General features: G+C 65.5%; 13 protein-coding genes and 2 tRNA genes. 9 read left to right on the top strand and 6 right to left on the bottom strand.

The features are described 5' to 3' along the window. The first annotated feature begins 153 nt into the window (after nt 1-153). Entirely contained in the window at nt 154-795 is a 642-nt protein-coding gene (orn, locus tag OIE68_RS40325; RefSeq protein WP_327096141.1) for an oligoribonuclease, read from the top strand. 55 nt (nt 796-850) lie between these two features. Beyond that, nucleotides 851-923: transfer RNA gene (locus OIE68_RS40320), tRNA-His, on the top strand. 347 nt (nt 924-1270) lie between these two features. Here OIE68_RS40320 and OIE68_RS40315 read toward each other — a convergent pair. Beyond that, on the bottom strand, nt 1271-1750 hold the full coding sequence (locus tag OIE68_RS40315) for a MarR family winged helix-turn-helix transcriptional regulator (protein WP_327096140.1): 480 nt from the start codon (nt 1748-1750) through the stop codon (nt 1271-1273). A gap of 73 nt (nt 1751-1823) precedes the next feature. Between OIE68_RS40315 and OIE68_RS40310 the strand changes: the two genes are divergently transcribed. Continuing rightward, nucleotides 1824-2615, top strand: coding sequence for an SDR family NAD(P)-dependent oxidoreductase (locus OIE68_RS40310; RefSeq protein WP_327096138.1), 792 nt, complete (start codon nt 1824-1826; stop codon nt 2613-2615). Between the two features lie 355 nt (nt 2616-2970). On the opposite strand, the gene OIE68_RS40305 is transcribed toward OIE68_RS40310, so the two are convergent. Next, nucleotides 2971-3873, bottom strand: coding sequence for an NADP-dependent oxidoreductase (locus OIE68_RS40305; RefSeq protein ID WP_327096137.1), 903 nt, complete (start codon nt 3871-3873; stop codon nt 2971-2973). 137 nt (nt 3874-4010) lie between these two features. On the opposite strand from OIE68_RS40305, the gene OIE68_RS40300 reads away from it, so the two are divergent. After that, nucleotides 4011-5285 carry a helix-turn-helix transcriptional regulator gene (locus OIE68_RS40300; RefSeq protein ID WP_327096136.1) on the top strand — a complete coding sequence of 425 codons (1275 nt, stop codon included), beginning with the start codon at nt 4011-4013 and terminating at the stop codon, nt 5283-5285. Here the strand turns inward: OIE68_RS40300 and OIE68_RS47315 are convergent. Together OIE68_RS47315 and menC are read right to left on the bottom strand one after the other, a co-directional pair. Next, nucleotides 5282-5662, bottom strand: coding sequence for an AMP-binding enzyme (locus tag OIE68_RS47315; protein WP_419150634.1), 381 nt, complete (start codon nt 5660-5662; stop codon nt 5282-5284). The two genes, OIE68_RS40300 and OIE68_RS47315, sit on opposite strands and share 4 nt — an antisense overlap. Then, on the bottom strand, nt 5613-6719 hold the full coding sequence (gene menC / locus OIE68_RS40290) for an o-succinylbenzoate synthase (RefSeq protein ID WP_327096134.1): 1107 nt from the start codon (nt 6717-6719) through the stop codon (nt 5613-5615). The genes OIE68_RS47315 and menC overlap by 50 nt, the downstream gene beginning before the upstream one ends. Before the next feature lie 151 nt (nt 6720-6870). Between menC and OIE68_RS40285 the strand changes: the two genes are divergently transcribed. Next, nucleotides 6871-7149 (top strand): hypothetical protein, encoded by a 279-nt coding sequence (locus tag OIE68_RS40285; protein WP_327096133.1) that lies wholly within the window; start codon nt 6871-6873, stop codon nt 7147-7149. Nucleotides 7150-7159: 10 nt separating this feature from the next. Here the strand turns inward: OIE68_RS40285 and OIE68_RS40280 are convergent, their stop codons facing one another. After that, the gene (locus OIE68_RS40280) at nt 7160-8374 is read right to left on the bottom strand and encodes a L,D-transpeptidase (protein ID WP_419150633.1); all 1215 of its coding nucleotides are present in this window, start codon (nt 8372-8374) and stop codon (nt 7160-7162) included. 316 nt (nt 8375-8690) lie between these two features. Between OIE68_RS40280 and OIE68_RS40275 the strand changes: the two genes are divergently transcribed. From OIE68_RS40275 to OIE68_RS40260, 4 genes are all read left to right on the top strand, one after another. Beyond that, nucleotides 8691-8763: transfer RNA gene (locus tag OIE68_RS40275), tRNA-Lys, on the top strand. Nucleotides 8764-9349: 586 nt separating this feature from the next. Beyond that, nucleotides 9350-9919 carry a hemerythrin domain-containing protein gene (locus OIE68_RS40270; RefSeq protein WP_327096131.1) on the top strand — a complete coding sequence of 190 codons (570 nt, stop codon included), beginning with the start codon at nt 9350-9352 and terminating at the stop codon, nt 9917-9919. A gap of 442 nt (nt 9920-10361) precedes the next feature. Further along, on the top strand, nt 10362-11480 hold the full coding sequence (locus OIE68_RS40265; RefSeq protein ID WP_327096130.1) for a carboxylate-amine ligase: 1119 nt from the start codon (nt 10362-10364) through the stop codon (nt 11478-11480). A gap of 132 nt (nt 11481-11612) precedes the next feature. Next, nucleotides 11613-11945: a hypothetical protein gene (locus OIE68_RS40260; RefSeq protein WP_327096129.1), complete on the top strand. Its 333-nt coding sequence runs from the start codon at nt 11613-11615 to the stop codon at nt 11943-11945. Between the two features lie 64 nt (nt 11946-12009). Here the strand turns inward: OIE68_RS40260 and OIE68_RS40255 are convergent, their stop codons facing one another. Next, nucleotides 12010-12771, bottom strand: a complete 762-nt coding sequence (locus OIE68_RS40255) for an ATP-dependent DNA ligase (protein ID WP_327096128.1) — start codon at nt 12769-12771, stop codon at nt 12010-12012. Between the last annotated feature and the right edge of the window lie 64 nt (nt 12772-12835).

Raw genomic sequence — 12835 nt, 5'->3', positions numbered from 1 at the left:
AAACTCTATCGCCGCTGCTCCCCCTGAGACGGCTCAACCCAGTGGTGACGTGCACTCCTACACAACCAGCACCGGAACAACCTCCGGTTTCGAGTGAAGCGAGAACACGCGGTGCCGAAGGCATCGCCGATAAATACAGCTAATGTTGCCGGGGTGTCCGACAAATACGTGGTGTGGATGGATTGTGAGATGACCGGCCTGCGCCTCGACAGCGACAAGCTGATCGAGGTGGCCGCACTCGTGACCGACAGCGACCTCAATATTCTCGGTGACGGTGTCGATATCGTCATCCACGCCGACGACGCGGCCCTGGCCGCCATGCCGCAGGTGGTCGCCGATATGCACGCACGTTCGGGCCTGACCGAGGAAGTGCGCCGCTCCACGGTCACCCTCGCCGATGCCGAAAAACAGGTACTCGACTACATCCGCGAATACGCACCGACCGCGGGCACGGTCCCATTGGCCGGCAATTCCATCGCAACCGACCGCGGCTTCATCGCCCGCGATATGCCCGCCCTCGATGCGCATCTGCACTACCGGATGATCGATGTGAGTTCCATCAAGGAGCTGTGCCGCCGCTGGTACCCCCGCATCTACTTCGGCCAGCCGGAGAAGGGCCTGACCCACCGCGCCCTGGCCGATATCAAGGAATCCATCCGCGAACTCGAGTACTACCGACGCACGGCCTTCGTCGCCGCACCCGGCCCGTCGACCGCAGAGATCACCGCCGTTGCCAACGAAGTGAGCGGTAGCGACAAGACGGCCGAGCAAAACGCGACGTCAGAAACCGATTAGGGACTCGAGGGGTTGACACGCTAATATCGACCGCGCTGGTGATTCACCGGCGATGGTGGCTGTAGTTCAGTTGGTAGAGCACCAGGTTGTGATCCTGGCTGTCGCGGGTTCGAGTCCCGTCAGCCACCCTTACGCGAGGGCGCGAACCAAACGGTTCGCGCCCTCTTCTTTCGCCCAGCTAGAGACAACCTGAGCAACTCCGGTTCGCACACTGGGACACTGCCCCGAATAACGCACGAACCGCCGTAGTCGTGCGGCCGCTCGCGGTGGCGCGACGGTGATCGAGCCATGGCCTGATACCGCACCCGGAGAACGCACCATTGTCGCGAGGATCGCGACCGTGCTATCGGCGACGATGATGAGCGCGCTGGTCATGACGGTAACCAGCGAGCCCCACCTCCAGCGTGGAGTCCGGCGCCGCGGGGGTGCTCCGCGCCAGTGGTGGATCTCGTGCAGCGAGCCGACCCGGTGGCGGCTATCGTCCGCGGCGAGCTGTGTGGACGTGTCTGTCTTCAACCGTGTCGATAACTCGCTCGAGTAATGCGACCAGTCTCGTGCTGTCATCGCCGAGCTGTTGGGTGATCCGCTGCTCGATCTCGGCGATCACCGCATCGGCCGTGTGCAGCGCCTGCTGTCCCGCATCGGTCACGTACAACTCCTGCACATGACCGTGCCGGGGATGCGCGCGCCGTTCCAAGTGACCCCGCTGCTCCAGCCGAGCGACGAGCGAGGCGACGGCCTGTGGCGTGACACCCAGCCGACGAGCCAGTTCCGCCCCGGTCAAACCGGGGTCGACGTGGAGCGACATCAGCAACGAGTAGTGCGCCACCGCCATGCCCAACGGTCGCAATCCCTGTTCCTTGACGGCCTGCACGGCGATCTCGGTCCGCCGCAATGCCCAGGTGACCCGCTTGTGCAGTGCGGGATCCGTCGGGTCGATTCTGCTCTCGTCCACCCGAAGAGGATATTACGTCGTATGGATATCAAACGTTTGACATCAACCAGGCGTTTGACGCACCATGGGTGTTATGACTCGGACTCTCGCGTTGATCACGGGCGCCTCCTCCGGTATCGGTGCCGCCTACGCCAGGTCGCTCGCCGGGGACTGCGACTTCGTGCTGGTCGCTCGCCGCGCCGATCGTCTGTCCGACCTAGCCGCAGAACTCCAGGCGGCCGACGCCGAAGTCGAGGTCCTGCCTGCCGATCTCAGCAAACCGGAAGGGCTGGCCGTGGTGACCGGCCGATTGGCTACCGGTGACGTCCGGCTGTTGATCAGCAACGCCGGTGCCGGCGGATACGCACCGCTGATCGATGTCGACCTCGCCGAGGTGGACACGTCGCTCACGCTGAATGCCATTGCGCCGATCCAACTGGTCCGCGCCGCCCTGCCCGGCATGCTCGCCGCAGGCGACGGCACCATCATCACGGTCGCGTCGCTACTGGCATTCAGTGGCGGCCAAACCGATCCACGGATGCCGCACCGCACCCTCTACGCCGCGGCGAAAGCCGCTACCCTGGCCTTCACCCGCACCCTCGCCCACGAACTGGCCGACACTGCCATCCGGACGCAGGTGGTCTGCCCCGGCGTGGTCGCCACAGAGTTCAACGGCGGTGTCGGCCAACAGGTCCCGTTCGCAATGAGCCCCGAAGACGTCGCCGCCGCGAGCCTGGCCGGTATCGAGCTCGGTGAGACGATCTGCGCGCCAGGACTGGAGGACGCGACCGCCGCGTTCGACGCGCTGCTTGCCGCCGAAACCGGCGTGCTCAACGGCGGCAACCGCCCCACACCCGCATCGCGATACCAGCCGGTGCCTCGATAACTGCCCATCGGGGTCCGAGGCGGGCCACCGGCCGCCACCGAATCCCGCTCGGCGGCGATCGAACGATGTGGCAACGTATCGCACATTCTCGTCTGTACCAGTATCTGATCGAGGGCCTGATCGCACTCGGTGGCGTACACGGTGGATCTCAGGCATACGCCGAGTACAAGCGATCCAAATATCAACGCGGGCATTGGGATTGGTCGGTCCCGCAGCAGTGGTATGACGATTCACACTGACGGTCCGCGCGCTGGATCTGGCGAATCGTGTACCAGCTGACTGTCGGAGTGGATGGTGTCGGCCGACAAGGCCGACACCATCCGCCCGCCCCGTGGCCGGGTCCCGCGCTTCCTCGCTACGGGACCAGGATTACCTTTCCGTCCGCATGGCCGGTCTCACTCAGGTCGTGTGCCCGGCCGGCGTCGGTCAGCGCGAAGCTCGCGGCGACGCGCACGCCGAGCGCGTCGTCCACGACGAGCTGGGCGTAATCGGCGAGCTGCGCCCCGAACCGCCGGCTATCGCCGGAGAACACGACGCCCAGTTCGAAGGCCCGCAGGTCGGTGATCGTCACGATCCGGTCGGTGCCGCCGCGCAGTTCGATCGACACGTCCAGGGCGGCCTGCCCGGCGACGTCGAAGACCGCGTCGACGCCCTGCGGCGCGAGGGCCCGGACCCGGTCGGCGAGTCCTTCGCCGTAGGTGACCGGGATCGCGCCGAGCGAGTGCAGGTAGTTGTGGTTGCGCGGCGACGCGGTGCCGACGACGGTAACGCCGTGGGCCACCGCGAGCTGGACGCCGAACGCGCCCACCACTCCTGCTGCGCCGTGCACCAGCAGCGTCTCCCCGGCCGTCACCCCTAGGACGTCGAGCACGCGGTTCGCGGTCTCCAGGGCCACCGGCAGCGCGGCGGCGGTCTCCCAGCCGAGCCCGGCCGGCTTGAGTGCGAAGTCGTCGGCCAAGGCGTACTCGGCGTAGGAGCCGGTCACTGTCCAGGCCATCACCTCGTCGCCCACCGCCACACCGGTGACACCCGCCCCGACCTCATCGACCACGCCGGCCGCTTCCAAGCCGGGGATCGCCGGCAGGGACGCGGGCGCCATGTCCTGCATCCAGCCCCTGCGGATCTTGTAGTCCACCGGGTTGACGCCGGCGGCCACGACCTTCAGCCGCACCTGTCCGACCGCAGCGTGCGGTTCCTCGACGTCCGCCAACCGCAGGACCTCCGGACCGCCGTACTCGGCGTAAACGATCGCCTTCATCTCTCACTCCCAAGTTGTTCCGGTGACAACTCCATCCTGAAGATGGACCGGCTCCACCCCCGCCAGCCGTTCGGCCAGTTCGCCCTGGCCGAAAGGACAGCCGGAACGTGTGTTGCGCACAGCTAAGCTCGGAAACCATGGACCTGATGTCGGCCGTCGAGGTGATCCGGGCGCCCCTGACCGAGACCCAGACGCTGCTGTCCGCGGCCTTCGCTGAGGCGATCCCGCACCGGACGCTCGCCCAGCTGTCCGCCAACTGCCCGTTCGCGCCGTTCAAGACCTACGGCGAGTCGCCCGGCGCGCCGGGTTCGTCCGTCACGATCGCCGACCTCGCCGCGATCCGGCCGCTGATGCCCGCGCGGGGCACCTGGCAGGGACGGGCCACAATGGCAGGCGTCGAGGTGCCCGTGCTGGCCCTGGCCAGCGATGCCACCGAGCAAGGTGCGCTGCTGGTCCTCGTGCGGACCGAGGACACTCCGGTGCCGGAAGAGGCGCTGGCGTCCGCCCTGGCGGTGTGGGACATAGTGACCGCCCACCGGGAGGGCCTGCGGAACGAGGCCGCGCCCGAATGGCTGGCCATGTCCCGGGCGGCCGCGGCGGCACGCGCCGTAGCCATCTCCGACCTCGGCGACGCGCACGGGACCGCGCTGACCGCCCTGCTCCGCATCCTGCGCGACCGTTCGCTCAGTGACGATGACGCCCGGACCCGCGCCGTCGACCTCGCCGTCACTGCGCTGGTCGAGCTGCGTGCACGGGCCGAACTGGACCACGCGATGGCCGAGGAGCGGGCCGGCGACGCGTTCGACCGGCTTGCCAAGTCGCTGAGCCGCGTCCTGCGCCCCCGCGGCGTGCTGCTGGAACTGGGCACGCCCGGCGCGGAGGAAGGCGCGGACCGGGTGCTGCCCGCCGACGTCGCCGCCGCGGCACGCGCGGTGGTCCGGGCTGTCGTGCACGCGATGCTGGACGACCAGCGGCAGGTGCGGCGGATCCACGTCAGCTGGAAGATCGACGCAGCCGAACTGCGCGCCACCGTGCGGGACGACGGCCCCGGCGCGCTGTCGCGTGGCGCCCTCGACGCACGCCGGGTCAGCGAACGGCTGGGCCCGCTGGGCGGGCGGCTGGAGGTGGACGCGGTACCGGGCTGGGGCACGACGGTGACCGTCCAGGTCCCGCTCGGACCGCCGGACACCCCGCGGGAGGACCCGCTGACCGTGCTGGGCGCGCGGGAGTTGGAAGTGCTGGCTCAGCTGGCCCGCGGACGGCGCAACCGGGATATCGCCGGCGAACTGCACATCAGTGAGTCCACGGTGAAGTTTCACGTGGCGAAGATCCTCGAGAAGCTTGGCGTCGGCTCACGCGGCGAGGCGGCCGCACTGGCCCACGAGTGGGGCGCGGCCACCGCACGCGCCTAGTACCCCAGCCGGATCGTTATGTCCGTCCGGCGATATCCGCCTCGCAATGCCTTCTTGTCGATCTTGCCGACTTTGGTTGTCGCCAGCTCGTCCACGATCACCAGGTGTTCCGGAAGCTTGAAGCGGGCGACACCGGCGCGGTCCATCGTCGACCGGATTTCCTCCAGGGCGAGCGGCGCACCAGGTTTGAGCACGACATAGACGCACACCCGCTCTCCCAGTATCGGGTCGGGCATCGCGACCGCCGCAACCTGACTGACCTCGGCTAGCTGGTAGACGAGGTTCTCGACCTCCTCGGCGGAGATCTTTTCGCCCCCGCGGTTCGGGTCATATCGGCGACAACCATTCCTTACTCGTCGTTGCCGCCTCCAGCGCATCCGGCAACGGGTCGACACCGAGGCCGGGCCCGTCCGGCACTGTGATGTATCCGGCTTCCAGCCGCAGCGGTTCGATGATGTCTCGTTCGTAATAGCGATCCGAGGCCACGATGTCCGCGGGCAACGTACAACCGGGTAGCGCCGCTACCGCCAGATTCGCCGCCTGACCGAGCCCGGTTTCCAGCATTCCGCCGCAAAATGCCGGTACGCCGTGTGTCACACAGACATCGTGCGTCGAGCGTGCCTCGAGATAGCCGCCGACACGTCCGGCTTTGATATTCACCACCGAGCACGCCCCCAGCTCGATCGCATCGGCAGCGCCCCGGGCCGAGAGAATCGATTCGTCGAGGCAAATCGGCGTACGCAAGCGACGGGCGAGCATGATGTGATCGCGGCAGCAGTCCGCGGCAAGAGGCTGTTCCAGCAGTTCGAGTCCGAACTCGTCGAGACCAGCGAGGCGGTCTACATCGGCCGATGTATAGGCGCCGTTCGCGTCGACCTGCAGCTCGAGAGCGTCACCGAACCGCTCCCGTACCGCCCGCACGGGCGCGATATCCCATCCTGGCTCGATCTTGAGCTTGATCCGCTGGTAGCCCTGTTCCAGATATTCCATAACGGTATCCAGCAGTTCGGGTATCTCGTCCATGATCCCGATCGAGACACCCGCGGCCACCGATGTGCGAGTCGCGCCGAGATATCCGGCGTAAGAACGTCGTCGGGAGCGCAGCCAGGCGTCGAGGATCGCCATCTCCAACGCGGCCTTGGCCATTCGATGACCACGAAACCGCGCGAGCGTGGGCGCTACATCATCCGGGTCGAGATCTCGGCCGGCCAGCGCCGGCAACAGAAACCGGCGGATGACGTCGGCGGCGCCATCGATGTACTCGGAGGAAAAACTCGGAGAGGGCAGTGCGACGCACTCGCCCCAACCCTGGGCGTCCGAGGCAACCACCCGCAGCAGGAGAATGTCGCGCCACAATTCGACCCCGAACGAGGTCCGAAATGGGCTGCGTAGCGGAAGGCCCAGCCGACGCAGCTCAACGCCCTCGAGCCTCACCTTCACAGCTTGGCATATCAACCCCTTGTCGATAGCCGTTTACTATCACCGATTATCTGACAGATCGCCGTTTCACTCCGTAGACTGCGGTCATCAGGGGCGGTGTCACCGGGACGCCACCCCGGCTGATCAGAAAGACACCAAGTTCGTGATGCGTTCCGCGGTAATCGCAGCTTTCGTCGGCACAACCCTGCTCGCAGGCGCCACCGGTACCGCAACCGCGGATATCGCGATCGAACCGGGCACCGGATCCAGCACGGGTTCGAGCTCGGTCACCACCGGATCTGCCGGCGGTGTCACCACCACCGGCTCCTCGGGCACCGGCTCGGCCGGTGCCGCGATGTCCGGCTTCGAGAATCTGCTGTTCGGCGGGCCGCTGCTGTGTGCCGCGCTCGGGAGCGCCGTCGGGGCGACGCTCAGTTGCGCGTAGAGGCGATTGCCTAGCGGTTGTCGGCGTTGCCCGCCTTCCACTCCGGCCACGGAATGTTCCAGTCACCGAGTCCGTCGACGCCCGAAAGCGTGCCGCCCACAGTGTTCTTGACGATGGTGATGTCGCCACGCTTGGCGTTCTGCAAAACCCACAGCGCGTTCGCGGGGCTCAGGTTCAGGCAGCCGTGGCTGGTATTCGAGGAGCCCTGCGCACCGACCGACCACGGTGCGGAGTGAAAGAAGATGCCGGAGTAGGAAAGTCGGGTCGCGTAGTCGACCGGCGTCTTGTAGCCGTTCGGCGAACTCACCGCGACGCCGTAAGTCGAGGAGTCCATGATGATGCGGTCGAAGCGGTCACCGACGATATAGATGCCGTTATCGGTGGGGGTGCTGTCCTTACCCATCGAGGTGGGCATGGTCCGCACCACCTGACCGTTCATCTCCACCGTCACCTCCTTGGTGTTGTCGTCCGCGGTGAAGATCGTCGGATCGCCGACGGTGAAGAACGAGTGGATATTGTCCTGGCCGAACAGCCCGCTGCCGAGATCACGGCCGTAGACGTTCACATCGATGGTGACCTTGGTTCCCGGCGCCCAGAAATGCTCCGGCCGCCACCGGACCTCGCGCTTGTTCACCCAGTAGAAGGCGCCCTCGACCGGCGGCTCCGTGGTGATCTTGATTGCCTTCTGCGCGGCCATGCGGTCCGGGATGTTCTCGTCGAACTGCACGGCCACCGGCTGGCCGATGCCGACCACTTCGCCCTCGCCCGGCAGCAGATACGGCTTGGTCTGGCTGTCCGGGGAGCTGGTGGTGAAGCTCAACATCGTGGAGTTCGCGCCGCCAAGACCGATCGCGTCGGCCTTCAGCCTGTAGGTCTTGCCGTAGCCGAGTACCTCGGTGTTCTCCCAGGTCCGGCCGTCCGCTGCCAGCTTGCCCGCGACCGGAACACCCTGCGGGCTGGTCAATGTCACGGTGGTGAACTTGCCGTCGTCGACCTTGAAGGTCAGCGGCACGCCCGGCGAAACTCCCATGTCACCGTCCTTGACCGGCGACAACAGCTTGGGCTTTATCAGTTCGGTGATCGGATTACGGTCGATGGCCACCGTCGAGGCGTCGGTGGCGTTGGACGACGAACACGCCGTCAAGGCCAGCGCCAACACCGCGCATACGATTACCGGTCCCGTGATCTTTCTCATCGACCGATGTCGACCCTGACCAACGCTCATTACCAACCCCGTTTCAAGTGCCGATGCAGCCAGGGCACCGACGGCTTCGGATCCAACCCGACCACGCTCCTCCCGCAACGCCGACGGAGTTCGGTCTGGACCACGCTCCAGACATTCTGCCAGTTCAACGGGTCCAGTCCAATGTGAAATCACTCCGTCACAGGCGAGTTCCACCGGTTAGATCATCCGCACCCCGCCGGGTGTTAACACCCATCGCGAACTCCCCCATCGCCCCCGGTCAGAAAGCGATTTCACTTCTGGGTACTCGGCCTGTTAATCTTTGTCCCGCACCGGAACACGGAGCGCAGCAAGACACGCGCCATTAGCTCAATTGGCAGAGCAGCTGACTCTTAATCAGCGGGTTCGGGGTTCGAGTCCCTGATGGCGCACATAAATTAGCAGTTCAGGCCCGATTTCATGATCGGGCCTGTTTTGCTCTACCGGACCGTCACCAAACAAACATCAAAAAGTCACCACCAATGGTTTCTCAGCTGGCCGTGCCCAGCACAGGCGATGAGTCCGGTGGCTGCTCCGGCGAGACGATGTAATGCCGCTCCGTGATGCCCTCACGAGAATGCCCCAACTGCTTCGCGGCCGTCTTCGAATCCGACCCCTCAGCAATCAGCGTTGCGACTGTCTTCCAGAATGTGTACTGAGTCACATCCTTGTACCGAATGCCTCGTGCGTCCCGCCATGTCCGGTTGAAGTTGTGCGGATCGCGCACCACTCCACCCCTAGGCGGCGGGTTAGACCGTCGGCTCCTGGAAACCCGTTCCGGACAGGCCGAGGAAACAGTGAGACCGCTGACGGCTTGCAACTCGCCGACGCCGCCCTGAAGGTGTCCATCCGTCGACTCCCTCGACTGCCCGGCGGACGGTTTCCCCAAGCATGCGAGGTGTTTGCTGTCCCCTTCCAGGGGTAAGGCCGCAGCAGCGCAATCCGCGCTGACCGTACTACTTGCCGAAGGAGACGATCGTGGAAGCAACATCGATCAACACCACCGATGACGTCGTCACGTTCCTGATCGAGCAGCACGTGCGCATCCGCGAGCTGTTCGCCCAGGTCGAGCAGGCCCCAACAGCAGAACAGCGAGAGCAGAAATTCTACGAACTGCGCCGCTTGCTGGCGGTCCACGAAACCGCCGAGGAAGAAATCATCCACCCGCGCTTCCGGCGAGAAGTCCACGACGGCGCCGACATCATCGAGGCTCGACTCGAGGAAGAGAACAAAGCCAAGCGCCAGCTCGCCGACATCGAAGCAGTCGACATCAATTCTCCCGAGTTCGACGCCAAGCTCGCGGCCCTGCGCGACGGAGTGCTCGCACACGCCGAACACGAGGAGCACGAGGAGTTCAACCGGTTGCGTTCCCAGCTGGAACCCAACGAGCTCGAGCGCCTGCGCAACGCGGTGAAATTCGCCGAAGCCATGGCACCGACACGTCCGCACCCCGGCGTCGAGTCCGCGAGCGCGAATCTGCTCGTCGGACCATTCGCGGCCATGATGGACCGCGCCAAAGACGCCATCAGCAAACCCCGCACGAAATGATCACCGCCCGCGCGCTTCCCGGCCCGGCGAACACCTAGCACGGTTGGACGCTCAGGTCTCGAGGGCTTCGCCGGGGTCCGGCCGGGTCGCGAAGCGGGAGATGGCCACGAGTCCGGACGGACGCGAACCTCGGCTACCTCGGTGAGACACGGCAACCGGGCCGGATCCGATGGGAAACCTGATCCGCTTCGGTTGCGGGCTGAGAATTCGACGTGCGCGACGGGGCGTGCAGTTCCCTGCGTGAGCCCGAATGGGCCACTGAAACGCCTTGATTGCAAAGAAACGTTTATCGACTACAGGCGGATCACGCGGCAGAGCTTCGCCTGCCGGGCGCGGGCCAACGGGGCGTGCGCTGCGCACACGCTGCGGATGCCAGGTGTTTGCCACAATATTTCGCGGGTATGCCGACTTGGCAGGAGTATTCGCGACGAAGGTAGATCCGATGCCGCAACGGCGCACAGTGGGATTCGAGGAAGAATTTCTCCTACTCGACGTCGGTGGAGTGCCGGTCGCGGGGGTGGACGCGGTTATCGACTGGATCCATACGAATCTCGGACCCGATGAATCGAACAGATTCAAACCGGAGTTGCAACGCGTTCAGATCGAGTCGGTCAGCCTCGTCCACACGACGATGCAAACCCTGCAGTCGGATTTGAGCGCGGCACGCAGCAAACTCGCGACCGCTGGGCACGACTGCGAACTGCTGGTTCTCCCGATCGGTTACGCGCCCATCTGCGGCACCCCGCACTGTGGCGGCACCGAGGACAGCCGATACGCGCGTATCCACAACCGATATCGAGAAATGGCGCAAACCTATACCGCCTGCGGTGCGCATGTGCATGTCGGCGTCGACGGGGACGACCAGGCCGTCGCCGTGGTGAATCATCTACGGCCATGGTTACCGACGCTGATCGCGGTCGGCGCGAATTCGCCCTTCCATGAAGGTCACGACTCCGGCTACAGCTCGTGGCGGATCGCCGAGTTGTCTCGGTTCCCTGGTTCGGGGTTGCCGCCGTATGCGCGTTCGGCCGACGACTATGAGAATCGAGTGGCGACGCTCGTCGAATCCGGCGTCCTCATCGACGACCACATGTCGTTCTGGCTGGCTCGCCCCTCCGACGTGTACCCCACCGTAGAAGTTCGCGCCGCCGACACTGCCGCGACCGTCGACGATGCCGTCCTGCAGGCGGTACTGACACGTGGGCTGGTGCAAACCGCGATCGCCGCACTGGACGCCGGAATCGAGGGCCCGCATATCGACCAACAGGTCGGGGCGGCCGCGGTTTGGTCGGCTGCCCGACATGGTCTCACCGGACCCGCGATCGATACGGTCGAGGAAGTACAGGTGCCCGCTTTGAAAATGCTGGGCAATCTGATCGAGTGGATCGCCGACGAACTCGAAGAAGCCGGTGACACCGCGGTGGCCAGACGATTGCTGACCGGGATTGAACACCACGGAACCGGTGCCGCACGACAGCGAAGCATGGCAAGGCTCGGGCTGAAAGAACTCGTCGAATCCTTCCGATTGGGAAATGGCTTGTCTACGTACGAATTGCACTGAATCAACCGGCTTCGCCGGAGCGCGCCGGCTCATATCGATTTGCCTGGCCCGAGATCGGGTCTGCACAGGCGGGAAACGCTGCGTCTAGCCGTATGAGTCGCCGCCGTCGATCATGAGGAGGACAATGATTCGGTGGCCACCCGATCGGTAGTGAGCCCTGCGGAGCAGCTGGACTGCCTGGTCGACCTCACCTGGCCCGCTGGTCGGGGCGTGTGGTGGAGCGTGTATCACATCGGCAGCGGCACGCAGGTCGCCGCCGCGCTCGATGAGCTCGCCCGCCGCATCGACATCGACCATTGGACCCGAGCCTTGTCTTTACTGGAGCGGCCGCTGATCGGCTGCAACCTCACGGTATGCCGCGCCGATACCTCGGTCATCGATCAAGCCTCGACCGCCGTTCTTATCGGCACGCTGCCCACCGTCCTGCACGCCCACGCTGCGATCATCCGCGCGCAAATCCGCTGAGGCTGCAGGGTGCGTGCCAGCAACCGCCTCGAACGGGCTGTCAGGTGGCCTTGTCGTGTTCAGTTCAGGAAGGGTCGCCTCGCAGTCTGGACAGGCGCCGGCTCGGGCGGGTCAGTGAGCGGGCGTGCCTGTTCAGGTGGGCCCAGGGGTCGGGCTGCGCGGCGATCCGTTTGGGTATGTCGCGCAGTGTGAACCGGTCCGGCCGCATGTCGTTGCTGTCCAGTTCGTCCCACTCCAGCGGGGTGGCGACCGGCGCGCCGCGGCGGACCCGTACCGCGTACGGGGTGACCGCGGTCTGCGCGTAGGCGTTGCGCATGATGTCTCGGTAGATCCGGTCGCCGCGTTTTTCCTTGCGAACCTCGATGGTGCGGTGCGCGGCATCATCGTCGGCGACCAGTTCGGCAACGTCGCGGGCGAACTGCCGGACCGTGTCGAAGTCGGCCTCGGCGCGCAACGACGCGACGACGTGCAGTCCCCGTGAGCCTGTTGTCTGTACGTAGGGGACCAGCCCGATTTCTTTCAGTACGGCTGCGAGGGTGTGGGCCGTGGCGCGTATCGCAGCGAAGTCATTGTCGGAGGGGTCGAGGTCGAACACGATCCGGTCCGGTGTGTCGAGGCGGCCTTGCCGCGACAGCCAGGTATGCGGCGTGCTGCAGTCCTGGTTGGCCAGCCATTCGAGTGACTGACGGTGTTCGGCGAGCGGGTGTACAACGGTCCCACCCGCTTTGGCGACTTCTGCCCGGTCCATCCAGTCCGGCAGTGAGTCGGCGAAATCCTTCTGAACGAAGCCCTGCTCCCCGATGCCGCGCGGATGCCGCTGCAGCATCAACGGACCGGTCCTTCAGGTGCGGCAACATCACGGCGGCTACCTCGCCGTAGTAGTCGACGAG

This window comes from Nocardia vinacea (genome assembly GCF_035920345.1).
GTDB lineage: Bacteria > Actinomycetota > Actinomycetes > Mycobacteriales > Mycobacteriaceae > Nocardia > Nocardia vinacea_A.
The sequence above is the reverse complement of the archived record's forward strand: the minus strand, read 5'-3'. Positions and strand labels throughout refer to the sequence as shown.

What these genes read in the sequence shown, in the direction of transcription:
- OIE68_RS40310 (WP_327096138.1), top strand. Translation starts at nt 1,824, where the DNA reads ATGACTCGGACTCTCGCGTTGATCACGGGCGCCTCCTCCGGTATCGGT.
- OIE68_RS40305 (WP_327096137.1), bottom strand. Translation starts at nt 3,873, where the DNA reads ATGAAGGCGATCGTTTACGCCGAGTACGGCGGTCCGGAGGTCCTGCGG.
- OIE68_RS40300 (WP_327096136.1), top strand. Translation starts at nt 4,011, where the DNA reads ATGGACCTGATGTCGGCCGTCGAGGTGATCCGGGCGCCCCTGACCGAG.
- OIE68_RS47315 (WP_419150634.1), bottom strand. Translation starts at nt 5,662, where the DNA reads ATGCGCTGGAGGCGGCAACGACGAGTAAGGAATGGTTGTCGCCGATAT.
- OIE68_RS40285 (WP_327096133.1), top strand. Translation starts at nt 6,871, where the DNA reads ATGCGTTCCGCGGTAATCGCAGCTTTCGTCGGCACAACCCTGCTCGCA.
- OIE68_RS40280 (WP_419150633.1), bottom strand. Translation starts at nt 8,374, where the DNA reads ATGAGCGTTGGTCAGGGTCGACATCGGTCGATGAGAAAGATCACGGGA.
- OIE68_RS40265 (WP_327096130.1), top strand. Translation starts at nt 10,362, where the DNA reads ATGCCGCAACGGCGCACAGTGGGATTCGAGGAAGAATTTCTCCTACTC.
- OIE68_RS40255 (WP_327096128.1), bottom strand. Translation starts at nt 12,771, where the DNA reads ATGCTGCAGCGGCATCCGCGCGGCATCGGGGAGCAGGGCTTCGTTCAG.